Below are 23,292 nucleotides of genomic sequence, written 5' to 3'. Positions count from 1 at the left end.
TTGAAGCTCACCGTTAGGGTGTCTCCTGTCTCTAGGTAGGCTTTACCACTGACTGACAAGGTCTGATCACTTGTCTTGAAGTCGCTTGTGTTGCTGCCGGTGTCTTGCGTGATGCTGTCTATGCTCACCGCATCGCTACCCGTATGGCCTGGTGTACCAATTTGAGTATCAACACTGTAGGTATGATCTGCATTACTAATAACTGTAGCGCCGGAAGAATCTTTTGAGGTAACGGTTGCCGTGAACGTTTTATCTGAATCTGCTTCCAAATCAGAACCTTTAACACTTGCACTCCATTTATTGTCAGTACCAACCGTGCCAGTATATGTCGTACCATTGATAACCATAGTAACCGTATCACCAGACTTGATTTCACCGCCCGATGCTGTACCTGTTACTGTGATATTGTTACCAGCTTCAGATGCGTTAACAACATTGTCCTGAGTAACAGGATCAATCGTGACCGTACCAACATGGACACTACCCGCCGGCTCAACTTTTATGTCAAGCTTACTGCTATCATCGGAGTTCGTGGTGTAAGTAATTTGAGGAACGGTGCCATCCCAATCATGCACAGGCGTAAAGGTATAACTACCATCTGCATTTAGGGTCATCTGCCCTACACCTGAAATGGTGACGGAATCACCCGCATTATGCGTTGTGGAATCTCCAGAAATAGTGAAACTAGCGACTTTCAACGTATTATTGGGGTTGCTGTCATTCGCCAATACATTTCCATTGGCAACGGTGTTTTCTTGAATAATGATAGAGTCATCTTGCGTCACGCGCGTTGTGAAGTCTTCTTCACCTTTAATGGCTGGGTTACCAGAAGAATCAACTGAATTGGCAATGACTTTGTAGTTTGCATCATCCGGCCAACTACTCATATCAACGCCAGTAATAGACCATTTACCATCAACCCCTACGGTTGGCTGTTGACTAGACGGCAAGGTTGTTGAGTCAAAAAGAACATTGCCACTTGAGTCTTGTACTTCAATCGTAACGGTTTGCCCGGCAGCAATGGAGCGTGTACTACCACTAATGGTGACACTCTTGTCTTCGTTACCGGCAACGATATTGTCTCCAGTAATCGGATCTATATAAACACGGCCCGCACTGGTATCAATCAAATAGAATTCTGTCGAAGTACTGGTTGCTTGCTCACCCTGCTGATTAAATCCGGTTGTCGTAGCCTGTACAATTTGGTCGGAATCATTGACAAAATCGGTTCCAGGAACGGCAATAGAATATTTCCCATCCGAACCGTAAGTTCCTGAATAATTTTTCCCATTAACTGTAAGCGTGACTGTACCGTGATCTAGATTCAACCCAGTAACCGTACCGGTAACATTAATCGTGCCATTGGCTTCTTGCGCATTAACCAAGCTATCTGAGGTAATTCTGTCAATATCAAGAGAAACCGAGAAAACAGCTTGCTGAGTCGTAAAAAAGCTGTTTTGACTGTTTCCGGTTTGATCATCAGGCTGTCCATTGCCTTGCCCATCAGGAGTTCCAGTATCAAATCCACTGGTGACGTTCCCTTGTGCTCTATCAGCTTGAACAGCATCTGGCGTCTGAGAAGAAGAAGATAGTGGCTGTCCGTTTTCACCGGCAGCGGTCGCACTCAAGTCGTCGGCATGACCAGAAAGAACCTTCTGAGCCAGGTCTTTAACGTCATCCTGGTTCTGAGCTTGCAATTCTTCAGCCGTTGCTCTTGGCATAACATCGTCGTCTAGACGGGCAACAGAATTTTGCCCCAGAGTGAAAACTGTACCATCAGCCAAATAGATTAAAATGGATCCACCATCAGCCGTCACAATAACGTCGTCAGCGTGGACAACCATCCCTTCTTTAAGTTGTACCAACTCCCCAGAAGGAAGTTTGATGTAAACTACCCCGGTAATTTCTCCAACTCGACCGATTACAACAGAATTACTTGCAGCCATTAGACTTCTCCAGCTCATGCTTTTTTACTCAGTAAAAGCACTATAAAATCTTCGTCAACCAAAATCTATTGTACTCAGGGACAATATTCCCCCTTTTTTCTGCCGTTTGCTTTCTAAAAACTACTAACTAATTGAAGCAACTAGACTTTTTTTATTTTTTTCTTATAATTGAAATTGATACTCAAAGGAAATGTGCGAGATATGCACAATTCTGATATGCAAAAGGAATGCTGTTATGAACAATGTTAATCCTGTTTTAGCAAGTGCGACCCAAGCCACTTATATGCAGTCTAATGGGTTATCTGATACGGCGGCAAAAGAACCTAAAGTCACAGAAAAATCGACTACAACTTCCTCTTCTGCAGGTAATTCAACCGTTACACTTTCGGATAAAAATCAGTCGTTGCAATCAGACTACCTCAATTTGGCGAAAAACCGTAGAGTGAACGAAAAAGATTCTGCCAGCACTGAAGCAGCAGAAAAAGGCGAGACAACCAATGGGTTGACCTATTCTGCTAATTTTCAGGCGCAAGCTAATTACAACGTACTAAATTCAACTAATCAAAAATAAAAACAACAATCCTCCTATTCCATCGCCTTGGCGCTGATTTATTCAGCGTTAGGCGAAGGCTTTTAGCATCTAGTCAGCTTTCTTCAATACAATTTCACACTCCCTCAAATCTCTTTTATTAAATTTAAGCGTAAACTTTATTTCAGGTTAACGAATATGGATTGTCGTTAACTGGGTTTCTCCGAAACCTAATTTCATTAACTCAAATAATATTCAATTAAGACCTCCTAAGCTTATTTGAATATGCTCCTCAGTTGAAAATCGCGCCGATTTATTCGGCGCTTTTTTTTGAAAAATCTCTTAAAATACTCCTTCATTTCGCAACACAAGGACTTTCTATGGAAACCGTTCATGGTAAACCTTATCGTCATGGTCATGGCACCGACGAACAACACAAACAAGACCAGGCACTTTTTTCAAAATTACTTGAACACCACAGTCAGCTAGAGCGCCACACGCAAAAAATCGACAATGGCATTATCGCCACGACCACTTCTCAAAATTCAGAGCTGGCAAAAGTACTGCAAGATCACGTAGTCGGTATGGAAAAGCGCTTTGGCATGGGCAGAGCCATTCGCTCTTGGGACCCATTGTTTGCAGCATTATTTGAATACAAAGACCAAATCAACATGCATTACGAAGCTATTGAAAACGGCGTGCAAGCAACACTCACCGCAGAAGACCCTAAACTCATTGAGTTGATTCATTGCCATGACCTTACGCTGCATGGTTTTGTCAACGAAGGGTTTGAAGCCGGCAGACGTGAAAGCCCCAAACCTGACTGGCTGGATTAAAACCTATCAGACCTTTTCCGTGACACTTGAATAATGAAAGCAACGCCCTTATAAATTTGCCAAACGAAGTCACTTGAAAGGAAAAAACATGATTATTATGTGCCCACATTGCGGTGGATTGAATCGCATTCCTGATGAAAAGTTGAGTCAATCCCCTTCTTGCGGAAAATGCAAACAACCTTTATTTACCGGAACACCCGTGGAAATGACGGGTGAACAATTAATGCGAGCCATCGACAAAACCGATCAGCCGATTGTGGTAGATTTCTGGGCGCCATGGTGTGGGCCTTGTAAGATGTTTGCCCCTACTTTTTCCCAGGCCGCACAACAGCTAGAACCTTATGCCAAGCTTGTCAAAATCAATACAGAAGTCGAGCAGCAAATTGCCGGGAAATTTAATATTCGATCAATCCCGACACTCGCCATTTTCAAAAACGGAAAAGAGATCGCTCGACAATCAGGTGCGATGCCTCTGCAAAACTTTGTACAATGGGTCAAACAGTCCATTTAATATTCACCGCCACCAAGGAAACGCTTTATGGAAATCGGCTCAACCGAACATAAAAGACTCTTAACGAAAAGCATCGTCAAAATTGCAGTAAAAACGATTTCGATAGGATTAGTGATTGGGTTATTTCTGATGTTTCCAAGCTTGATTCGTGAAAATGCATTTTCTAATGGCTTGGCCATTGCTGGACAAGTCATTATCATCGTTGCTTTGATTTATGCGCTTAGCATAGCCTTCTCAAAGTACTGGAAAACCTTAAGAAACCTATAAATAGGTATGATCTAAAGGTGTTTAAGCGCGCTTTAGCTTAAAAGCCAGAACTCGGTCACGAACGCGTTGCCACTTAAACACCGGCAACGACTTCGCCCATCCCAATGCCAGACTCCTTACATCTTCATCATCCAGACTAAAATGGTTTTTATCCAAAGCACGAACTAGCTCAAACAGCGATGATGCGTCTCCATAATGCGTACGAATTTTCTTCTCCCACTGCCCAAAGCTCAAGTTTTTCACTTCCGAGCCAAACTGCGACACCGTCCAGGTTACAAGAGCTTGCCAGATCTCATCTCGGTTTTTTGCCTGTTTAATGGCCACAACCAAACGCCATTTATGCCACGCATCCATAAACATCCACAGCAGCAACAATAATAGAAAAACAACAAGCCCATAGAACAACGCATTCATCAGCCAATAGACGACTCTAGGAACAGAAAACACCCATTGACCGGATATAAATTGATCAACGAGCTTACCAGAAGCAGGGTCGAAATAAGTGACTCTGATATCTGGTAATCGAATCAATCCTAATGAAACAAAGCGCAACGGCTGCTTAATCAATCTCTTCGATATCAATCCGCTTTCCGTCCACTGCTCATGTTTGTTCTGATCTGGCATCAACCATTCAACCGCATGATTATAGGCAAACTGACTGGTAGGATCCGGCAAGGTGTTTGGATCCAAATTTTCACCTTTTACCGTTAACTCCCAATCCAGCTGTTGGTTTTCTACCTGCCAGAAACTTAGCTTGCTAGGCATCAATGAGACCTTTCCTATCGGCATGGCAACCGGCAGATAACTTGGCAAAGGTTTCACGTGAATCCACTGGGTGTCATCAAAAAATAACCAAGGGCGTCCGTTACCCGTATTTTGCACCTCAACGATAGGTGTGCGTACCTTCACCTTACCAGGCTGCTCGCTTCCCACCAGCATTTGAAACATACGCTGATTTCCCAACCAACGTTGATTACCGCCAACCGGTTGTTCAGTGAAAATATGCGTCACCTTGTCATTGGCATGTGGATGCAAAAGCATACGCGCACCCAAACTCGGATCAGAAGTTTTGACTAGCGCTTTCCAGCTTTGCAACTGATTCATATAAGCTACGTTTTTAGGAGGCTGCCATTCAATGGTCACATCACTATTCGGGTCAACTCGAACCACTGCGCCATCGAACTGCAAGCTACCGATATGGATAGCAGGGAAATGCGCGTCCCCTGCTTGGCGTGGATAAAGCACCAACCGCATGTAATCCGAGTCCCCATCCACATCATAGATTTCAAACTGCTTGCGAATCCTTTCTTTATCGAATTTTGTAAAGTCACTTTCTATGTTGTGCCCTTTCAAAATAAGGGTTACCGGCTCGCCCAATGTAATTTGCAACGGCGACAGGTTCACACTGTCAGCGTTTGCTGACATCACCACTAGCGATAATGCTAACCCAAGCCATAAATGAGGTTTCAACACACTTGTCCATTTCATTACCATGGCTTCACTCCCGGCAGATCATGCGCCTGCTCTTGCTCAGCCTGAAAGCCTTCTTCACGCTCAAAAAGGTGTTGTAATAACAAAGACTGTTTATCTTGTACCTGTTGCATTTTTTGCTCGAATTTCTCAATGGTTCTTCTGCGTTTTTGCTGGTCCAAAATCGCATTCGCAGTCTCTTCAGCCTTATCAGTAGCCTGTAGCTTTTCAGATGGTTTTAAACGGAAATCAGTACGATCTTCTTCGTCCGGCAAAACAAAGTCTTTTGCCTGTTTTTCTCCCTTCTGTGAATCCCCTGAAACGCCTTTGCCTGGGTCATTATTTGGCTTTTGCCCGCCATAAAAGCTGCCTTCCGCATCACGGGACTGATCCCCTCTACCGCTTCCATTACCCTTTTCATCGTTTTGCTGCTTGCCTTTCCTTTGCTGGCGCTGCATCTTTTTCGCCAACTCAAGGTTGTGTTTGGCTTTATCGTAATCAGGTAGATAAACCAAGGCTTGTTCATAAGCTTCTATTGCCTGCGGAAATAAGTTGGACTTGAAAAAAGTATTCCCCAAATTAAACAATGCCTGAGCGCGTTCCTGATCATTTCGACCGCCAACAGCAGCCTGCGTAAAATACAGCACCGCCGATTCATAGTCTGCTGCCCTATAGGCGGCGTCTCCAGCACCAAACCACCCATCATATTGATTCAAGCCATCATAAAGCTGCTCGGACAAATCAAACTCATTCGATTGGAAGGCCTGGTATGCCCGCTGTTGTTTGGAGATTTGTTGGCTGGCACTTAAATCCGCTGATGGAGACGCCACATCATCTTGCGCCTGTGAAGGGGTTGGTAAACCCAATAAACTTACGGAAATCAACCCAACCGCCAGTACGCCAACCGAGCTGGAAACCTCTGACCTCAATTTGATCGGATAAAACGCCAGCACCAGTAAAATAAAGGCGGCCAACTCAAATGGCCAAGCATGATCTTGCCAAATCGGCGTTGAAGACACGATGGTACGTTTTTGCGCTTGCTCCGTTACCGCACCCAATAACTGCTGCAAAAAGGCACCTTGATTGGTTGCTTGCAGATACTCGCCACCCACTTGTCCGGCAAGTTTTTTCAAGAAGTCCGCTTCCAAACGAGACGTCACCAATTTGCCAAAAGCATGCAAATAGCCGGTTGGGTCGGTAAACTCAGGAATACGGCTGGCAGCGTTTTTACCAACGCCGACCAAAATCACTTTCGTGTCTGACGCGCCCTTGTCTGATGTCTTGTCACTTCTTTTCGCCAAATCTTCCGGTAGCGTTTGCGGCTCGTACTCGACAGGTTCACCATTGGTTAACATCACCAATACCTGTGCCTTGCCGGCGGTTTGCTTAAGATGTTTCAAACCAAAATCCAATGCCGGATAAATCTGCGACCCTCTGGTCGGTAGCATCCCCGGGCGCACTAAACTCAGATAATGTTTGAATAACGCTCTATCAAACGTTAGCGGCGACACCAAGTGCGGTTTTCCGGCATATACCATCAGGCCAACACGATCATTCGGTTCTAAACGGTTCAATAAAGATTCAATCAAAGCGCGGCTAAAAATAAAACGATTCCCGCCCATGTCCTGCACCAACATAGAACGGGAGACATCCAGACCTATCAAGATATCCACGCCCGCACGAGACGATTCATTTGGCGCAGGAATCGCACTTCTTGGCCCCGCCAGGGCAATAATCATGGCAATCCAGGCGAAGGATAGGAATGTCATTGGCGATACCAATCTACCAAAGCCGTGCTGGATAAAATGCCATAAACCAAGAACTCGCCGCCCGAAGGGGTAAGGCGAGAAAAATCTGCCAGGTTGGGGGGTAGCACTCTCACCCTCGCCATCACTCAAATTAGCAGAAGCGTTTAATCCATTGCGTGCCGCAGCGTCAGCTTTCACCCAGGGCAATAAATCGGCATCTGCGTAGTGCGCCGTTTGACGTTTTTTAATTACATAAGCAATCAACCACCAAACGACGGGTACCAGCATAAACCACAAGGTTTGTGCGTCGCGCCATTCCCACCCTTCCGGCCAGATCAACGCCCAAACATCATTGAATAACAACACCAGATGGTTTTCTGCGGAGGTTAACCAACTCAACATTAAGCCACCTCCTCAATCTGCAAGCGTTTCGCCAACAGTTGCACCAACGCAAAATAAAACACAAACACCATCAAAGCCAAAGCCACAAAATAAGGATAGAGTTCAATTTTCGCGGTTTTCTTCTGCGGGGTTTCCAGTTGTGCACCTTCGGTTTGGTCAATGGCCTGCAATACTTTCTGTAAGCTGGCTTCACCATTTACCTGATAGTAGCGCCCACCGGTTTCAGCCGCTAAATGTTTCAACATGCCACTTTTCAAGGGTTGATAAAGCAAGCCGGTAAACGCGCGTTTGTCGGCTTTTGCGCTGCCCGCACCGATTCCGATAGTGTAAATAGGCACATTCAAGCCCTGCGCATAAGTGATGGCGTCGTCCAGAGGAATCCGGCTGGCACGGGATTGCCCATCCGAGATAAAAATCACGACGCGTTTTTGTGTGGTTTTCGTCGAGTTTTCAGTTTGCTGAAGCCCTAACCCCAAAGCTTCACCAGCGCCTTCATCGGTGCGACCGGCAAGGTAAGGTCTCAGACGTTTGAGCATCAACCTCGCCGTGACGGCATCGGTGGTCAATGGCATTAAAGTGAATGCTTGCTCAGCATAAACGATGAAGCTGAAACGATTACCCTGCAATCCGGACACAAACTGATCCAATACTGATTTCACCACCGCCATGCGCGTGGTCGGTTGACCATTCATTTCATAGTCAGGCAACAGAAAGCTCGCGGAAGACTCAATCACAAACACCAAATCCCGCACCGTTTTGGTTTGCGGCTCGGGTGGCAAAGGCACTTCTTTCACGGGGCTTGCCAAAGCAATCGCCAATAGCGCTAAGATGACCCAGCGTAGCGCTTGCAGTGCCCAGCGCCAAAAACTCGACTTGGCTTGCGGTTGTACAATCCAATGCATACGGTCAATCAAAGGGTGACGGAAAGACATGGATTTCATTTCCGCGGCTTTATCCCAATCACTTTGTCCTGATAGGCACGCCTTGCCTTTTGAGGCAACCCAGAAAATCAATGTCAAAACCGGTGCCAGCCCAACCAAAACCAAGGCCATTGGGTGTTGAAAAATCCAACTCGACCACTGTGGAATCTCCTGCCAAAATGCCGCCCAAGTCATGCCATCACTGACCATGATGCTCTCCTTGGTTAGTCTCGATTTTCGCAGTTTTCCGCTGAACCCGTGACACTATGAACGTCACCACCGTACGCCCTTTGTATGCCACCACACTGGGCAAGGTTTTCAACTGATGTTTTTCATGCGCATTCAAAGCTTGTTTCAAAGCCTGCAAAGTAGCAACCAATGTTTCACGTGAAGCATGACTACGACTGAAACATAATGGCTCTAACGCTTGCTTTAAATTCAACACATCCTCCGCCAATAAAAGCTGATGGCGTCTGGCATCATCGAAAATTTGGAATAGTTTTAGGGCTTCTTCACGACCTTCATCTTGGTCATCAATCGTTGATTGTTTAACCCAATGACCGCTCAAATCTTTCAACTGCCAGCGAAGATGAAAGCGTCTCCAGTAACGATTACGCAGCCAGTAAAGCACGCCCAGCAAGACCAACGCCCCGAATGCAATCAAGCCGATTTCCAGCCACAACCACCAGTTCGTTCCCGGCTGGCTCGGCAACTCGATATCAATCAATTGTGCAGCCAAGCCCTGAGCCGGGCTGGCTAAATCCGTAGTTGCAGGCGCATCTTGCGCGGCAACGCTATTGGAAAAGAAAAATACCGGCAGGCTTGCTGCCGCAAAAGGGATTTGAGACCAAAGGCGTTTCACTGAGCGTTGAGTATGCATCACGCCGCCCCCGCAAAACCGACATGACGGTGTAGGTTCAACAAGTCATCTTGTGTCGAAATCTCAATCAATGTCACGCCCACGCGAGACAACTTTTGACGCAAGGTTTCAAAATATTGGCTTGCCCAGGCTTCATAGGCGACATAATCCTGATGCGTCAGACTATGCGCCTGAGTTTGGCCATTCAACCCTTGCAACTTAAGCCCGGAAATCGCCGGCAGTTGCTTTTCAACCGCATCATAGACCAACACCGCTTTAAGCATAACTTTCTGCTGTAACGCCGCCATCACATTGAGGGTAGCGTCATCCAAATCTTGAAAATCACTGATAATGATAAGGCGTGAACCGACTTGCAGGCGTTTCTGACACTCCAACAATTCATCATGCAGACGCGGTTCTTTTGTCACGGTCATCGGCGGCTGAGGCACCGATAAGAACTCCATCAACTGTTCATAGCTGCTACGTCCTTCAAAAATCGGCGTGGATTTCACCGTTTCCGCCAAACGAATGGCATCTACCGGCAACCCTGCCATTTGTGCTTGCCATGCATAATATCCGGCAACACGCACCGCTTGCGTCACCTTTAATCGCTGCTGGGTACCGAAGCGCATCGACTGACGTTGATCGACGAGCAACGTCCAACTCTCCTGGCGCTCTTCCTGAAAGAGTTTGGTATAGGCTTGCCCTGTGCGCGCCATCAAACGCCAGTTGATTCGGCGGACTTCATCACCCGGTTGATAGAGACGGCTTTCTTCATATTCCATGCCGGACCCTAGAAAACGACTGCCCTGCTCGCCCTGCTTCAGGGACTCACTGGCTTTTGGATTCGGTGTGGCTTTCGGCACCATTTGCGATAACATTTCACCCAGTTGATGAATGTCTTTTTGCGATAAAATCGGTTGCCTAACGGCCACCGTATCAGGCTGCACAGGCTTGAATAACTGACGCAACCAATCCGACAGACGATTAAAATTGAACAACACCGACTTTGATGACATGAGGAACCTAACGTAAACGGTTTATTGAGCAGCAGTTTGTGCGGTCTGAGCCATCGGCACGGGAACGCGTTTGATGATTTCGGCAATCACCGAATCTTCCGTCCATTGTTGTGCACGACCCGAAAAACTGACACGGATACGATGTCTTAGAATATCCGGTAACATCGCAATCGCATCGTCCGGCGTGACAAAATCACGACCTTGCAGCCAAGCATAAGCGCTGGCACTATGCAGCAATGACAGCGTCGCACGAGGCGAAGCACCGATTTCGACAATGCCCGCCAAAGAAGCATCATAGGTTTCAAGTTTACGCGTCGCGGCAGTCAAATCGACCATGTATCTTTCCACTTCAGGCGAGACATATTGCTCGGAAATTTTATGGCGTGCGGTCAAGACCATCTCCGGCGTCAAGAAAGCATTTAACTGTTCCTTATCTTCACCAAAGTGATGCGAACGGTCACGACGAAGGATTTCCAGCTCTTCTTCATCAGTCGGATAATCCAACACCACATGCAGCATAAAACGGTCAAGTTGTGCTTCCGGAAGCGGATAAGTGCCGCTCTGTTCAAGCGGGTTTTGCGTTGCCATAACAATAAATAAATCCGGTAGCATGCGCGTTTTACCACCTGCAGTTACCTGCTTCTCAGCCATGGCTTCGAGCAATGCAGACTGCACCTTTGGCGGCGCACGGTTGATTTCATCCGCTAATACGATTTCATTGAAAATAGGGCCTTTAACGAAATTGAGCTGCCCGGATTGCGGATCAAGAATATCCGATCCCATCACATCACCCGGCATCAAATCCGGGGTGAACTGAATACGTTGAAAGCTCGCCTTAACCGCTTCAGCCAAAGTTTTAACCGCAGTGGTTTTTGCCAAACCCGGCGGTCCTTCCAACAGCAAATGTCCCCCTGTCAGCATCGCAATCATCAAACGCTCCAACAGAGACTCCTGACCTACGATTACTTTTTGTAAATGGGTTTTAAGTTGTTTAAATTCCGCTTGGCTAGCCATAAATTTCCTATTCGTTAACTTAGGTATAAGTAACTTCTTATTTTCACACAAATATGAATGTTGCCGGATAAAATTATTTTGTGCAAACCGTTTGCTACTCTATCGTAAATGCACTAAAAATCTGCCAGGTTGGGGGGTTAAGGCGTCAGCAGAATCAGAAAAGCGATGCCGTCATTTGCTGGCTAGCATTGGATTTTTGATCGGCAACATCATCCATGGCCTTTTCTTCTTCCGACAAAAATTGGGAAAAAGGCTGGTCTGGAAAATCCTGTTCATACTCAGCGACTGCTTGCTCCGCCAACACTGAGACGGATTTGTGGGACGAGTGCAACGCGTTATGAATAAAATGAACCAGCGCGGCCTGTTGCTGCTTGGGGTAAGGATGCAAGAAAGGTAAACACGCCAACAGGTTTTCCTGGGTTTGCCAGCTTTGCGTCACGCACAGACTTTTTAAAATACTGATGGTTGAGCCTTCAGGTAGCTGACCTTGATTACCAAGGTAGATTTTCAACAGCTCACTCGCGCCCCGTTGCTGTTTTTGTTTCAACAAGGGCAACAGCTGCATGACAAAATCCGGCTGGATTTTAAATTGACGGTAAATGGACTTAAGATCGTCCGGATGACCATTCCAAGTGTTCAAAGTACTTTCTAAATTCATCGTTGCAGACTCATTTTGCTAAACTTTAAACTCCTGATAACACAAGAAAAAGGATAAGGCTTAATCTAACTTCACCTCTATTGAACCCATTTCAATTGCAGATTGCAAATTTGTTTTCTGTAAAATAGCGAGACCTAAAAATAACTGATTCAAAAATGAAAAAACCAGCCGACCGTAACTTCGACAACCTCGTCCACAAATTTGAAAAACGGGTTTATGACACCGTTAAGGGCGAATGGCGTCTGAAACTGCTCAAAGAAGACCTCGACCACCTATCTCAACAATCCCATCTGAACGTATGGGATGCAGGTTGTGGTTTTGCTCAGGTATCACAATGGCTGGCGGAAGCCGGGCATCAAGTCACGCTATGTGACCTCTCAAAAAAGATGCTGCACAAGGCAGAACAAAATTTTTCGGAAGCCAAGCTAAACGCTGACTTCTTACATGGGGCGGCGCAAGATTTGGCGCCCGAATTACCAGAGTTTGATTTGGTGTTGTTCCACGCCGTACTGGAATGGTTGGCTACGCCTCTAGAAACATTGAAAACCGTTGCTAACAAAGTCAAAACGGGCGGCACGCTATCGCTACTGTTTTATAACCGCAACGCTTTTGTGTACACCAATGTCCTGAAAGGCGAATGGCGCTGGCAGTTTATTCTTGAAGACGCTTATATTGGCAAAGGCAAAAACCTTACGCCGCCGAACCCACAATTTCCGCATGAAGTGATTGCCACTCTTGAAAGCTGGGGGTTTGAAATCGAGATGCAAACCGGTATCCGCGTATTTCATGATTACCTCAATCCCCAGGTACTGGAAAAATCTGATTCCGAAGAGCTCTTCGCCCTAGAATATCAATATTGCCGAATGCCGACTTATCGCGATATGGGGCGTTATATCCATTTGGTTGCTAAAAAAGACTAAAAAGTTAGTGCGGTAAATCCTTTTGCTTTTAATTTAGAAACTACAACCATGCAACATAAGTATCAGAAACAATTACTCAAAGAAGCTTTTAGACAACTCAAACTGCAACCGAAGATTTTGCAGATCAGTTTTTTCTGGTGGCCGACGATTTTAGGGTTCGCGCTGCTGATTGGTGGCTTGAAATATGTTTATGAAACCGAATATGCTCGCCCCCAAATGGCCTATATGGGCGTACCGAAAACACAGAACAATTGGCAAAACCTCACTCACACCTTGAGAAACGATGGCTACATGGTTGGTTACTCGGAAAAGTACGGCAATCCGCTTTGGGTCACCTACAAAGTCACGCAAAACCAGAAAAAGCTCGGCAAGCGCGGCGAGTTTCATGCTGACTGGCGCAGCCTGCGTCATGTCACCAGTGACGACTATCGCCGAACAGGTTATGACAGAGGTCACATGGCGCCCAACTATCTCATCGGCAGCCGTTATGGTCGTGAAGCTCAGCTACAGACCTTTCTCATGACCAATATCACGCCGCAAAAACATAACTTCAACGCCAAAATCTGGCAACGACTGGAAGAAGTCAGTGCGGATGTCTTTTCCAAACAATTCCCGTCATTTTGGGTGGTGACCGGGCCTATTTTCAGTCAAAACCCGAAAATGCTGAAAGGCACGGACATCGCCATTCCAACCGCGTTCTACAAAATTTTCGTGCGTCCTTCAGTAGATGGAAACCCCCCGATCGCCTTGGCGTTTATCATGCCTCAGACAGCAAAACCGGATGATTCTTTGATGAAATATGTGGTAACAATTGACGAGGTTGAGCAACGGACAGGTATCGACTTTTTCTGGAAACTGAACGATACTGTTGAAAACAAGCTGGAAGCTCACTCAAACATCAATGCTTGGGGATTACCAGCCGTAGCGAACCGACCTAGCCGTTATTGAAATGGAAATGCCTGAAAAACAGACCGACAATCCACTTGCACTCAACCGCAGACAATTCCTTAAAAATGGCGTGGCTTTAGGCGTGCTCGGCGCACTTGCCGGCTGTACGCCAACACAAGTCCGCAGAAGCTTCACCTCCGCAGAACAGCTGTACAACGGTGATGTGCCTAGTGCATTGACCTCTCAGATTCCGGTCACGGGCATTCCGCAAATCGACTCCCTGGTTCGCAAACAAATCAACAAAATGGTGAAAGAGCTGGCAAAAACTTGGGGCGACAAAAAAATCGCGTCGCAAAAGGAATATGTCAAGTACACCGATAAATACCAAAGCCGAGCCATCATCAATTTCACCACCGGGCATATCCGCGTGGAAACGGTTGTCGATAAAAACGAAAAGGCGGCACTTAAAGCCGCCATCATCAGCACCTTGTTAACACCTGATGACCCGAGTACCGTTGATTTACTATCCGCCAAATCGGTGAAAACCGGCAAAAAGCCCTTTTTATATGGCTTGGTTGTCGACCAGGATCAAAAGTCCGTCACCACGCAGTGGCGAGCTAATCGCTATGCCGATTACCTGATGGCGCACGCTTACCAAAGTGATACTTATAACGGCAAACCACGCCATTACGTCACTTTCGAAATGGTTAAAGACCATGACGCCAATCAGCAGAAAAAATATGCCACTCAAGTCGGTCGTCAAAGCAAACGCTTCGACATCGAGCCGGCTTTGGTGTATGCGATTATCGAAACCGAAAGTGCTTTCAACCCTTACGCTATGAGCCATATCCCAGCTTATGGCTTGATGCAAATCGTGCCGCAAACCGCCGGTCGTGACGCTTACCGATTGATTCACAACAAAGACATCGCTCCGAGCAAAAACTATCTGTTCAAGCCGGATAACAATATCGAAATGGGTACGGCGTATTTGCATATTCTCGACACCAAATATTTAGGTGCGGTCAAACAAGAAAAATCTCGTGAATACTGCGTAATTGCCGCCTATAACACCGGGAGCGGAAATGTACTGGCGGCCTTCGACCGTGATCGTGGGCGCGCGGTGGAGAAAATCAACCAACTCTCCAGCCAACAGGTTTACCGGCACTTGGTGAAAAACCTCAAGTACGAAGAAGCCAGACGCTACATACAAAAAGTCACGCGCAACAAAAGCAAATACCTAAAAGCATAATTTTCTGGTAAATGCATAAAATCTATCAGTTTGTGTTGTACACATCCCATTGAAAATTCGTCGCGCTACTTCTTAATGAAGTGAGCGCGTTAAAAATGGCGCTGTTTGAGCGCAGCGAGTTCGCCATTTTGCGTGAATGAGTTTAGAAGTATCGGGGGAATTTTCAGGGTTGCCTTCTTTGGTTACTTTCTTGGCAACGCAAGAAAGTAACAAGACGCCCAAGATGAAAAAAACATACTATAAGGTTATTGTAAGGCGTCTTAACTCTCACAACATTAATGTGTTTAACAGCTTAAAATAGCCTGTTTTAATGGTTGAGTTTCTAAAAGATTATCTGAAAGAAAGACCACCTTTCCACCTAAATCCGTTACATTTTTAATTGGCCCTTTCTTCCTATCACAAGTGAGTACTACGCTATTTAAAGAACTTACTGCTACCGATGCATCGGCTAAATTCGCAGTCAATCCAGAACCCTTTTTCGGTTTATTTACTATCTGTTTTTTTGTTTCTTCTAATCCGTAAAACTCGCGCTCATCATCTGATTGAAATGTACCATGACCAAAGCCTGCACCAGTTTTTAAAGAATTTGCTTCTGCAAAGCAAAAGATTGCCTTTTTTCTTACATTACGGCTTGCTATAGTGTTTTTTATATATCGAATTAGGAGCTGCTTATCACTAGCATCCTTCGCATCTTCTATTGCACCTATTTCAATTTCAACTTCACGTGTTATGAAAAGTGAAAATTCTTGCGGAGGCAATTCTTTATAAAGATCTATTTGGTGGTCAAATAGGAAATTCCAAGCATTACTGTCAATAGTCACTGAGATAGTCAAAGTTTCTCCCTTCAATTAACTTTATACATAAAAATGATACTCCCAACCTGACAGATTTTTCATCACCAATCGTCAAAATTGCGAATCCGTTTTGCCGAACAGACGAATCCTTTATAATAAGCGGCAATATTGATTTCGTTTAACTTCAGAAGAAAGACTAGTGAAAGACACCATTTACGCTCAACCACATGAAGCCCTCGCCGCATTTCAGTTCGACGAATCGGTGGTTGCCGTTTTTCCGGATATGATTCAACGCTCGGTACCAGGTTATCAAACAATTTTGACCGGTATTGGCGAGCTGACGGATGCTTTTTGCCAGCCGAATACCAAACTCTATGATTTGGGCTGTTCGCTGGGCGCGGCAACCATCACCATGCGCCGTAAGGCAAAGCACGGTTGCGAGATTATTGCCGTAGATAACTCCAAGGCGATGATTGAACGTGCGAAAGAACATATCCTAGGCTTTCATTCGGATGTTGCGGTGAATCTGGTTTGTGACGATATGCAGGCCATTGATATTGAAAATGCGTCGGTCGTGGTCATCAACTTCACGCTGCAGTTCATCGCCCCCGAAGATCGCCAAGCGTTGATTAACGAGATTTACCAAGGCTTGAAGCCGGGCGGCATTTTGATTTTGTCGGAAAAAATCCACTTTGACCAAGCGGAAATCCAAGCGACCATTGAACACCTGCATTTACAATTCAAGAGAGCCAATGGTTATTCGGAACTGGAAATCGGGCAAAAGCGCGCCTCTCTGGAAAACGTGTTGATTAGCGATACCGAAGCAACCCACCTTGAACGCTTGAAAGCCGCGGGTTTCAGCTCGGCTTCCATTTGGTTTCAAGCCTATAACTTTGTCTCCTTTTTAGCGATCAAATCTAAATAAGTGCCACGTGAAACATTACTTTGAACATTACGAGCCTCTTTGGCAAGAACTGACCGGTTCCAGACTGGAAGAGTGGAAAAATGTCCTGCCACCGCTTCTGGAAGAAGCACTGACGCCAGAAAACAACGGTAATCTGCCTCGTTGGCAACCCGCGTTAGAAGCCATATTTAAATTGCCGAAATCTGATGCCTACACCCTGAATACCTCGGCGATATCTGTGCACTCGGACAGCACCGACGAGCGTATACGTGAACAACTCAAGACGCACCTCAAAGATTTGATGCCTTGGCGCAAAGGACCTTTTGACATCGAAGGCGTGTTTATCGACACCGAATGGCACTCGGACTGGAAATGGGATCGTGTACAACCACACCTAAGCAGCCTGGAAGGTAAAAAAGTACTGGATATCGGCTGTGGTAGTGGTTATCACATCTGGCGAATGATGGGAGAGGGTGCGCGCTTCGCGGTGGGCGTTGATCCGAGTTTGCTTTTCATGAGCCAGTTCTTGGTGTTAAAGCATTTTATCGGCGACTCGGTTCCCGCTTATTTTCTGCCGTTGACGCTGGAGCAACTGCCCGTTATCAATAAAGCGGAAGAATTCGATACCGTCTTTTCCATGGGCGTTTTATATCACCGTCGTTCCCCTATCGACCATCTTCTGGATTTACGCAAACATATGAAACCCGGTGGCGAGCTGGTGCTAGAAACCTTGGTGGTACCTGAACCCTACGGGCAGTTGTTGGTACCGGCTGAACGCTATGCACAAATGAACAATGTCTGGTTCCTACCCTCAGTGCCGGAATTGATGCGTTGGATGGAAAAATGCGGTTATAAAAATGTACGCTGCGTCGATTTGGACCAAACCTCCATTGAGGAGCAGCGCGCTACCGAGTGGATGGAATGGAAATCATTGGAAGACTTTTTAGATCCGAATGATCCCTCCCTTACCGTCGAAGGCTACCCCGCACCTTTAAGGGCTGTTGTTTTAGCGAACAAATAAGCTAAAATACAAAAGACTTCTTTGGCTGAGGGACCATACCTCGGTTATATGCGGTTTGTTATCACCCTATAATGCCAATACAAGTCATAACCGCCTTGAGGATAACAAAGCATGAATCGTCGCAATGTTGCCATCGTCAGTATTTCCACCTTAGTGCTGCTTATCCTGTCTATTTTCGAGATGGTCACCCATCAAGCCCCCCATGCCTCAACCCACAATAAATCACCGGATTTAGTGATTTATGCCGGCATCACCATGGTCAAGCCGCTTAAGGTCTTAGTAGATGCTTTCGAAAAACAGCACCACGTCAATATTGAAATCAATCAGGGCGCATCCGGTTTCCTCTACCAAACCATTCAAAAAGAAAAGAAAGGCGACATCTATTTTCCGGGAAGCGATTCCTATCGCAAAATCGGTGAAAAAGAAGGGCTAATCCTTGATCATGTATTAGTAGGCTATAACCGCGTCGCACTGGTCGTTGCAAAAGGCAATCCAAAGCATTTGACTAACGACCTCAATCAACTGACAAATTCCAAACTCTCGGTTGTCTTGTCTTCACCAACGTCCGGTGCTATCGGTAAGGCAGGAGATGCCATGTTAAAAAAAGCGGGCATCGCCGAAAAGGTCTACAAAAACGTCACTTACTTCACCACAGATTCACATCGCCTGTTCCATGCCATTAAATCCGGAGATGCCGATATTGTCATCAACTGGTATGCCGTCACCAAATGGCCGCAAACCAAAGATTACCTCACCGTCATTCCCATTGATCCCAAGTGGTCGAAACCAAAAAAGCTGGAGTTGGATTTATTGAGCTACTCCAAGAACCCGACACTTGCCAAAGCATTCATGGCTTATGCCGCCTCCAAAACAGGTGTCCAAGTGTTCTATGACTATGGCTTTTTCACCCAACAAGAGTATGAACAGCGCATGAAAGAACTCGATGCTGGAGATCAGGCAAAATGAATCCTTTTGCACTCTTCTCACACACGGCTAAGAACCGACTCTTAGCGTTGCTGATATTGTTTGTGGTTGGGTTTTCTGCTCAGGCCATCATCAATTACAGTATCGAAAACTTCATCAACGCGCTGGATAAAGACATCCAAAATGCTGAAGTACAACGTGTTGTCACCTCTGATATCAGCTTGGAAATCCGCAATATCGAATCCTTGTTCTACCAGATGGCGGCCTTTCCGAACAAACATATGCGCAACATTATCTTGCGTAAAATCGGTGAAAAAGAAGCCAAGGTTTACGAGTCTTTTCACATACTGAATAATGGCGGCAACTTTTATCACAGCTATGACTTAAACCTACCGGATGCCGATAAGTTGGAAAGCTTTCAAACTTACCAACCTGAGCGTTTCAATCACTTTTCATTTGCGGCGGCAGACATTTTGCCTAAGTTTCGTCTCATCAACGAAAAACTGGTCGAGTTAAACGCCGAACTAAACGAAATCGACAAACTTCAACAGCAAAAATCACCACTTCTCTCACATAAAATCACAGAATTTCAACTCAACATGAAGTTCTTCACACCGATCTTTCACCGCCTGAAAGAAAGTGCAAACCGCGTCTTTTTGACCAATGCCTTGGACTACAAAAAGCTAAAACAACGTGTAGAGAGAGATAAAGAAAGGTATCGAAACTATCAGCTACTGCTGACCATCAGCTTAATCGTTATTGGACTTTGGATTTTTTGGCATCTCAGCCGAAGCATCAACCAATCCATTTCTGAACTCACAGAGTCCCGCGATTACTCACGCAATATTCTGGAATCCCAATCGAACATCATCGTCATTAACGATGGCGAAAAGCTAATCGATGCCAGTGGCGGTTTCTTTGCCTTCTTTGAAGATTACGGCTCTTTGGACGCCTTTCAGCATGAGCACAATTGTGTGTGCGACTTTTTTGTGAAAGAAGAGGGCTTCATCTACAAGTTTGACGATAAAAACTGGATTGAATACCTCGTCAATCACCCGCATAAAATCCATAAGGCAAAAGTACTGCATAAGGGTGAAATATCACTTTTCCAGATTTCCGCTATAAAATCGAAGCTCTATGACCGTTTCGTTATCTCCATGTTCGACATTTCTGAAAATGAGCGCATCAATGAGCGCTTAATGATTGAAAAAGACCGTGCTTTGGCAGCCACTAAAGCCAAAGGGGAGTTCCTCGCAAATATGTCGCATGAAATCCGCACACCGCTCAACGCGATTCTCGGTTTCATCGCGCTATTAAAAGAAAAAAATCAGGATAAAGAATCCAGAGAGTATCTGGATATCATCGATACTTCCAGCCAGGCGCTGACAAGCATTATCAACGACATCCTTGACTTAAGCAAAATCGAAAGTGGCAAACTGGAAATTGACCCCGTGGTCTTTGACCCGCAAAAATCCATTAGCCAAGTTGCCGACCTGTTCCTAGCAAGATGCAGTGAAAAAAATATCGACTTGATTATCAATATTGATCGTATGCCGCCAAGACTTGAAGCCGATGTAATGCGAATCAATCAAATATTGAGCAACTTCCTATCCAATGCCGTTAAATTCTCCGACCCAGGGCAATCCATCACACTTTCTGCAAGCTATGACTGGGAAAAAGAACAGCTTCTCTGCAAAGTCATGGACGAAGGCATTGGTATTCCTCTGGAAAAGCAAGCTGATATTTTTGAGTCCTTTTCCCAAGCAGAAAGCTCCACCACCCGTAAATACGGCGGTACAGGTCTTGGTTTGACCATTAGCGCAAAATTGATCCAACTACTAAGTGGAGAACTCCAGCTTAAGAGCGAAGAGTCCAGAGGAAGCTGTTTTGGGTTCACGGTACCGGCAAAAATAGTGAAAATGGCAACGGAAATTGAGCGTAAACAAACCCTACAAGACAACTTCGTAGGGCATATTTTGCTGGTTGAGGACAATGTCACCAACCAAATGCTAATGTCCGCTATTCTGAAAAAGCTTGGATTGACCTTCGATATTGCACAAGATGGTCTGGAAGCCGTCGACAAGGTTCAAGAACAACACTATGACCTGATTCTGATGGATGAAAATATGCCAAAACTCAATGGCATCAAAGCCACCAAGCAGATTCGAATGCTGGAAAAAAGCAATCTGATTCAACCTCAAGTGATTGTTGCACTTACCGCTAATGCCATGAAAGGAGACAAAGAACGCTTTCTGATGGCGGGTATGGATAACTACTTGCCAAAACCGATTAATATTGACGACCTGAAGTCAGTATTAATGGAATATCTTCCTGCCAATCGCAGCGAAGTATGACGCCATAACCCAATAAATACGCACAAAATCCAAATTCTTTTAAGTATCTTGAAAGACTTGCTGCAATTGAAGTCGATATAATGACCCCCTTGTCATTGGCGAACTAATAAAAGGCGTATTTATGTCCGCAACCACTTTGTCCGAAAAATTTTCTGCATTATTGACGAGACTGAATCAACACATTCTCGGTCAACCCCACTTAACAGAACGCATGCTGGTCGCCTTACTGGCAGATGGTCATTTGTTGGTGGAGGGCCCTCCAGGTTTGGCAAAAACCAAAGCCATCAAAACCCTGTCTGAGTTGATTGAGGGGGATTACCATCGCATCCAATTCACGCCAGATTTATTACCGTCCGACATCACCGGGACAGAAGTTTTACAACCCAATGGTGAGTTTGGACTGCAAAAGGGGCCTATTTTCCATAACCTGATTTTGGCTGATGAAATCAACCGTGCTCCAGCCAAAGTGCAATCGGCATTGTTGGAAGCCATGGCGGAAGAACAAGTCACCGTTGGTAAACACACTTTACCGCTTGAACGTTTGTTCATGGTGATGGCAACGCAAAACCCGATTGAACAGGAAGGCACTTACCCTTTGCCGGAAGCGCAGCTTGACCGTTTCATGCTGCATGTCCGAATTGATTACCCGAATGCGGAAACGGAAAGACACATTCTTGATTTAGTCGAAGATGAAGCAAGAGAGAATGCCGCAGGTTTCCCTTACTTCGAGCCGCTAAGCCAAGCAGATCTATTCGAGGCGCGTAACGAAATTCTGAACCTCTATCTGTCGGAAGAAACCAAAACCTATATTGTCGAATTGGTGATGGCGACCCGCCAGCTTGAAAAATACGACCCAACTCTTGCCAAATATATCGACTTTGGCGTCAGCCCACGTGCCACCCTAGCACTGTCTCGTGGCGCGCGCGCCTTAGCTTGGCTGAAGGGTCAGGATTATGTCAGCCCGGAGGAAGTTCAGGCAGTAGTGCATGATGTATTTCGTCACCGTATCCTGCTGAGTTTTGAAGGGGAAGCCTCGGGTATGACCGCAGATAAACTGGTTGACCAATTGATTCAACTGGTTCCTGTTATCTAACTCAGGCATTCATGTCAGACGCAACCATGTCAGAGACTAATAGCTCACCTACTTCATTTTTCGATAATCCGGCGATCTATTCACAGCTGGATGATCTGCTGCAACTTCGGTTTCATGTGAAACGTCTGCGGCTGAACAGTCAGCAGAGACTGATTTCCGAAAAAGCCGGCTACCGCCAAGCCATCCGTAAAGGGCGGGGCATGGAGTTCAATGAAGTACGCGAGTATTCACCAGGCGACGATATCCGCCATATCGACTGGAAAGTCAGCGCCCGCACCCGAAAATACCACACCAAACTTTTTACCGAAGAGTTGGAACGCCCGGTTTTATGCATTCTGGAACAAAGCCCGAAATTGTTTTTTGGTAGCCAAACCCGTTTCAAATCGGTTCAAGCACTGAACATCGCCGCAACGCTTGGCTGGGTGACTTTGCAGGAGGGTGATCGTTTCGGCGGTTATGTTTTCAACCACCTGGGCCATAAATGGATAGAACCGAAACATCAGGCAAAGAATGTTCTTCAATTTTTGAATGCCGCGACCACACTGCAACAACAAGTCCTTAGACCCGGCACCAGAGATAACTGGCAGCACCACCTCACCCAAGTTTTGCCCTATTTGAAGTCCGGCACGCGTGTGTATTTGATTGGTGATTTCCTCGATATGGAGCGAACCTTTTTCGATACCCTCTCGCACTTCAAACGCCAGTGTGAGATTGTGTTGATTCATGTATTTGACCCCGTTGAAGCCGACCTGCCTAGCCAAGGTATTCTCAAGCTGACCGACGGCGAAAATCAAACGGATTTCGACACTTTTTCCTCACGACAACTGGCGGATTACCATACGCAATACGCCTCAAAGTTTGATGCTTTGCAACAACTGAGCTATAGCCTGCAAATCCCAATGCTGTCGATCTCCACACAGGAGAATGTGTTGGAAAGTCTACGTGCGCAGAAGGTGGTGAGCTGAT

At 45.8% G+C, this 23,292-nt stretch carries 22 protein-coding genes; 13 read left to right on the top strand and 9 right to left on the bottom strand.

The genetic code is table 11. From position 1 onward, the window contains the following. Positions 1-1,946 (bottom strand): retention module-containing protein (locus F8R13_RS06080; protein ID WP_172967712.1); only part of this gene is annotated, 1,946 nt, incomplete at its 3' end. Between the two features lie 235 nt (positions 1,947-2,181). Here F8R13_RS06080 and F8R13_RS06075 point away from each other — a divergent pair. The 4 genes from F8R13_RS06075 (at position 2,182) to F8R13_RS06060 (ending at position 4,089) form a co-directional block, all read left to right on the top strand. Next, on the top strand, positions 2,182-2,517 hold the full coding sequence (locus F8R13_RS06075; RefSeq protein ID WP_152832610.1) for a hypothetical protein: 336 nt from the start codon (positions 2,182-2,184) through the stop codon (positions 2,515-2,517). A 338-nt stretch (positions 2,518-2,855) separates the two neighbouring features. Next, positions 2,856-3,311, top strand: a complete 456-nt coding sequence (locus F8R13_RS06070; RefSeq protein WP_152832608.1) for a hypothetical protein — start codon at positions 2,856-2,858, stop codon at positions 3,309-3,311. Between the two features lie 88 nt (positions 3,312-3,399). Beyond that, complete coding sequence (gene trxC, locus F8R13_RS06065; protein ID WP_152832606.1) at positions 3,400-3,822, top strand: thioredoxin TrxC; 423 nt, start codon at positions 3,400-3,402, stop codon at positions 3,820-3,822. A 27-nt stretch (positions 3,823-3,849) separates the two neighbouring features. Continuing rightward, positions 3,850-4,089 (top strand): hypothetical protein, encoded by a 240-nt coding sequence (locus tag F8R13_RS06060; protein WP_152832604.1) that lies wholly within the window; start codon positions 3,850-3,852, stop codon positions 4,087-4,089. A 21-nt stretch (positions 4,090-4,110) separates the two neighbouring features. On the opposite strand, the gene F8R13_RS06055 is transcribed toward F8R13_RS06060, so the two are convergent. From F8R13_RS06055 to F8R13_RS06025, 7 genes are all read right to left on the bottom strand, one after another. Next, positions 4,111-5,583: a BatD family protein gene (locus F8R13_RS06055; protein ID WP_152832602.1), complete on the bottom strand. Its 1,473-nt coding sequence runs from the start codon at positions 5,581-5,583 to the stop codon at positions 4,111-4,113. Continuing rightward, the gene (locus F8R13_RS06050; RefSeq protein ID WP_152832600.1) at positions 5,577-7,709 is read right to left on the bottom strand and encodes a VWA domain-containing protein; all 2,133 of its coding nucleotides are present in this window, start codon (positions 7,707-7,709) and stop codon (positions 5,577-5,579) included. Before F8R13_RS06050 ends, F8R13_RS06055 begins: the two co-directional genes overlap by 7 nt. Then, positions 7,709-8,839, bottom strand: coding sequence for a VWA domain-containing protein (locus tag F8R13_RS06045; protein ID WP_152832598.1), 1,131 nt, complete (start codon positions 8,837-8,839; stop codon positions 7,709-7,711). The genes F8R13_RS06050 and F8R13_RS06045 overlap by 1 nt, the downstream gene beginning before the upstream one ends. Continuing rightward, entirely contained in the window at positions 8,829-9,509 is a 681-nt protein-coding gene (locus F8R13_RS06040) for a hypothetical protein (protein ID WP_152832596.1), read from the bottom strand. The genes F8R13_RS06045 and F8R13_RS06040 overlap by 11 nt, the downstream gene beginning before the upstream one ends. Further along, positions 9,509-10,507 (bottom strand): DUF58 domain-containing protein, encoded by a 999-nt coding sequence (locus tag F8R13_RS06035; RefSeq protein ID WP_152832594.1) that lies wholly within the window; start codon positions 10,505-10,507, stop codon positions 9,509-9,511. The genes F8R13_RS06040 and F8R13_RS06035 overlap by 1 nt, the downstream gene beginning before the upstream one ends. A gap of 21 nt (positions 10,508-10,528) precedes the next feature. Beyond that, positions 10,529-11,521, bottom strand: coding sequence for a MoxR family ATPase (locus F8R13_RS06030; RefSeq protein WP_152832592.1), 993 nt, complete (start codon positions 11,519-11,521; stop codon positions 10,529-10,531). Positions 11,522-11,675: 154 nt separating this feature from the next. After that, positions 11,676-12,179 carry a hypothetical protein gene (locus F8R13_RS06025; protein WP_152832590.1) on the bottom strand — a complete coding sequence of 168 codons (504 nt, stop codon included), beginning with the start codon at positions 12,177-12,179 and terminating at the stop codon, positions 11,676-11,678. A gap of 155 nt (positions 12,180-12,334) precedes the next feature. Here F8R13_RS06025 and F8R13_RS06020 point away from each other — a divergent pair, with 155 nt between their 5' ends. From F8R13_RS06020 to F8R13_RS06010, 3 genes are read left to right on the top strand one after another with little or no spacing between them, the layout of a single operon-like run. After that, positions 12,335-13,099 carry a methyltransferase domain-containing protein gene (locus F8R13_RS06020; protein WP_152832588.1) on the top strand — a complete coding sequence of 255 codons (765 nt, stop codon included), beginning with the start codon at positions 12,335-12,337 and terminating at the stop codon, positions 13,097-13,099. Between the two features lie 48 nt (positions 13,100-13,147). Continuing rightward, entirely contained in the window at positions 13,148-14,047 is a 900-nt protein-coding gene (locus F8R13_RS06015; protein WP_152832586.1) for a DNA/RNA non-specific endonuclease, read from the top strand. Between the two features lie 7 nt (positions 14,048-14,054). Then, positions 14,055-15,236 carry a murein transglycosylase domain-containing protein gene (locus F8R13_RS06010; RefSeq protein WP_152832584.1) on the top strand — a complete coding sequence of 394 codons (1,182 nt, stop codon included), beginning with the start codon at positions 14,055-14,057 and terminating at the stop codon, positions 15,234-15,236. 284 nt (positions 15,237-15,520) lie between these two features. Here F8R13_RS06010 and F8R13_RS06005 read toward each other — a convergent pair whose 3' ends face one another. After that, positions 15,521-16,069, bottom strand: coding sequence for a hypothetical protein (locus tag F8R13_RS06005; protein WP_152832582.1), 549 nt, complete (start codon positions 16,067-16,069; stop codon positions 15,521-15,523). A gap of 160 nt (positions 16,070-16,229) precedes the next feature. On the opposite strand from F8R13_RS06005, the gene cmoA reads away from it, so the two are divergent. The 6 genes from cmoA to F8R13_RS05975 all read left to right on the top strand — a co-directional run bounded on the left by cmoA (position 16,230) and on the right by F8R13_RS05975 (position 23,291). Next, the gene (gene cmoA / locus F8R13_RS06000) at positions 16,230-16,955 is read left to right on the top strand and encodes a carboxy-S-adenosyl-L-methionine synthase CmoA (protein WP_371414911.1); all 726 of its coding nucleotides are present in this window, start codon (positions 16,230-16,232) and stop codon (positions 16,953-16,955) included. A gap of 7 nt (positions 16,956-16,962) precedes the next feature. Continuing rightward, the gene (cmoB, locus tag F8R13_RS05995; RefSeq protein ID WP_371414910.1) at positions 16,963-17,955 is read left to right on the top strand and encodes a tRNA 5-methoxyuridine(34)/uridine 5-oxyacetic acid(34) synthase CmoB; all 993 of its coding nucleotides are present in this window, start codon (positions 16,963-16,965) and stop codon (positions 17,953-17,955) included. A 111-nt stretch (positions 17,956-18,066) separates the two neighbouring features. Next, positions 18,067-18,921 carry a molybdate ABC transporter substrate-binding protein gene (gene modA / locus F8R13_RS05990; RefSeq protein WP_152832580.1) on the top strand — a complete coding sequence of 285 codons (855 nt, stop codon included), beginning with the start codon at positions 18,067-18,069 and terminating at the stop codon, positions 18,919-18,921. Next, positions 18,918-21,233, top strand: a complete 2,316-nt coding sequence (locus F8R13_RS05985; RefSeq protein WP_152832578.1) for an ATP-binding protein — start codon at positions 18,918-18,920, stop codon at positions 21,231-21,233. The genes modA and F8R13_RS05985 overlap by 4 nt, the downstream gene beginning before the upstream one ends. A gap of 121 nt (positions 21,234-21,354) precedes the next feature. Beyond that, complete coding sequence (locus F8R13_RS05980) at positions 21,355-22,326, top strand: MoxR family ATPase (protein ID WP_152832576.1); 972 nt, start codon at positions 21,355-21,357, stop codon at positions 22,324-22,326. 11 nt (positions 22,327-22,337) lie between these two features. Next, complete coding sequence (locus F8R13_RS05975; protein ID WP_253806362.1) at positions 22,338-23,291, top strand: DUF58 domain-containing protein; 954 nt, start codon at positions 22,338-22,340, stop codon at positions 23,289-23,291. Position 23,292 lies beyond the last annotated feature (1 nt).

This window comes from Hydrogenovibrio sp. JE_KL2 (assembly GCF_009296185.1).
Lineage (GTDB): Bacteria > Pseudomonadota > Gammaproteobacteria > Thiomicrospirales > Thiomicrospiraceae > Hydrogenovibrio.
Note: the sequence above shows the minus strand (reverse complement) of the source record. Positions and strands in the feature narration are given on the sequence as shown.

Coding starts and splice junctions, on each gene's coding strand:
- F8R13_RS06075 (WP_152832610.1), top strand. CDS start 2,182: ATGAACAATGTTAATCCTGTTTTAGCAAGTGCGACCCAAGCCACTTAT.
- F8R13_RS06070 (WP_152832608.1), top strand. CDS start 2,856: ATGGAAACCGTTCATGGTAAACCTTATCGTCATGGTCATGGCACCGAC.
- trxC (WP_152832606.1), top strand. CDS start 3,400: ATGATTATTATGTGCCCACATTGCGGTGGATTGAATCGCATTCCTGAT.
- F8R13_RS06060 (WP_152832604.1), top strand. CDS start 3,850: ATGGAAATCGGCTCAACCGAACATAAAAGACTCTTAACGAAAAGCATC.
- F8R13_RS06055 (WP_152832602.1), bottom strand. CDS start 5,583: ATGGTAATGAAATGGACAAGTGTGTTGAAACCTCATTTATGGCTTGGG.
- F8R13_RS06050 (WP_152832600.1), bottom strand. CDS start 7,709: ATGTTGAGTTGGTTAACCTCCGCAGAAAACCATCTGGTGTTGTTATTC.
- F8R13_RS06045 (WP_152832598.1), bottom strand. CDS start 8,839: ATGGTCAGTGATGGCATGACTTGGGCGGCATTTTGGCAGGAGATTCCA.
- F8R13_RS06040 (WP_152832596.1), bottom strand. CDS start 9,509: ATGCATACTCAACGCTCAGTGAAACGCCTTTGGTCTCAAATCCCTTTT.
- F8R13_RS06035 (WP_152832594.1), bottom strand. CDS start 10,507: ATGTCATCAAAGTCGGTGTTGTTCAATTTTAATCGTCTGTCGGATTGG.
- F8R13_RS06030 (WP_152832592.1), bottom strand. CDS start 11,521: ATGGCTAGCCAAGCGGAATTTAAACAACTTAAAACCCATTTACAAAAA.
- F8R13_RS06025 (WP_152832590.1), bottom strand. CDS start 12,179: ATGAATTTAGAAAGTACTTTGAACACTTGGAATGGTCATCCGGACGAT.
- F8R13_RS06020 (WP_152832588.1), top strand. CDS start 12,335: ATGAAAAAACCAGCCGACCGTAACTTCGACAACCTCGTCCACAAATTT.
- F8R13_RS06015 (WP_152832586.1), top strand. CDS start 13,148: ATGCAACATAAGTATCAGAAACAATTACTCAAAGAAGCTTTTAGACAA.
- F8R13_RS06010 (WP_152832584.1), top strand. CDS start 14,055: ATGCCTGAAAAACAGACCGACAATCCACTTGCACTCAACCGCAGACAA.
- modA (WP_152832580.1), top strand. CDS start 18,067: ATGAATCGTCGCAATGTTGCCATCGTCAGTATTTCCACCTTAGTGCTG.
- F8R13_RS05985 (WP_152832578.1), top strand. CDS start 18,918: ATGAATCCTTTTGCACTCTTCTCACACACGGCTAAGAACCGACTCTTA.
- F8R13_RS05980 (WP_152832576.1), top strand. CDS start 21,355: ATGTCCGCAACCACTTTGTCCGAAAAATTTTCTGCATTATTGACGAGA.
- F8R13_RS05975 (WP_253806362.1), top strand. CDS start 22,338: ATGTCAGACGCAACCATGTCAGAGACTAATAGCTCACCTACTTCATTT.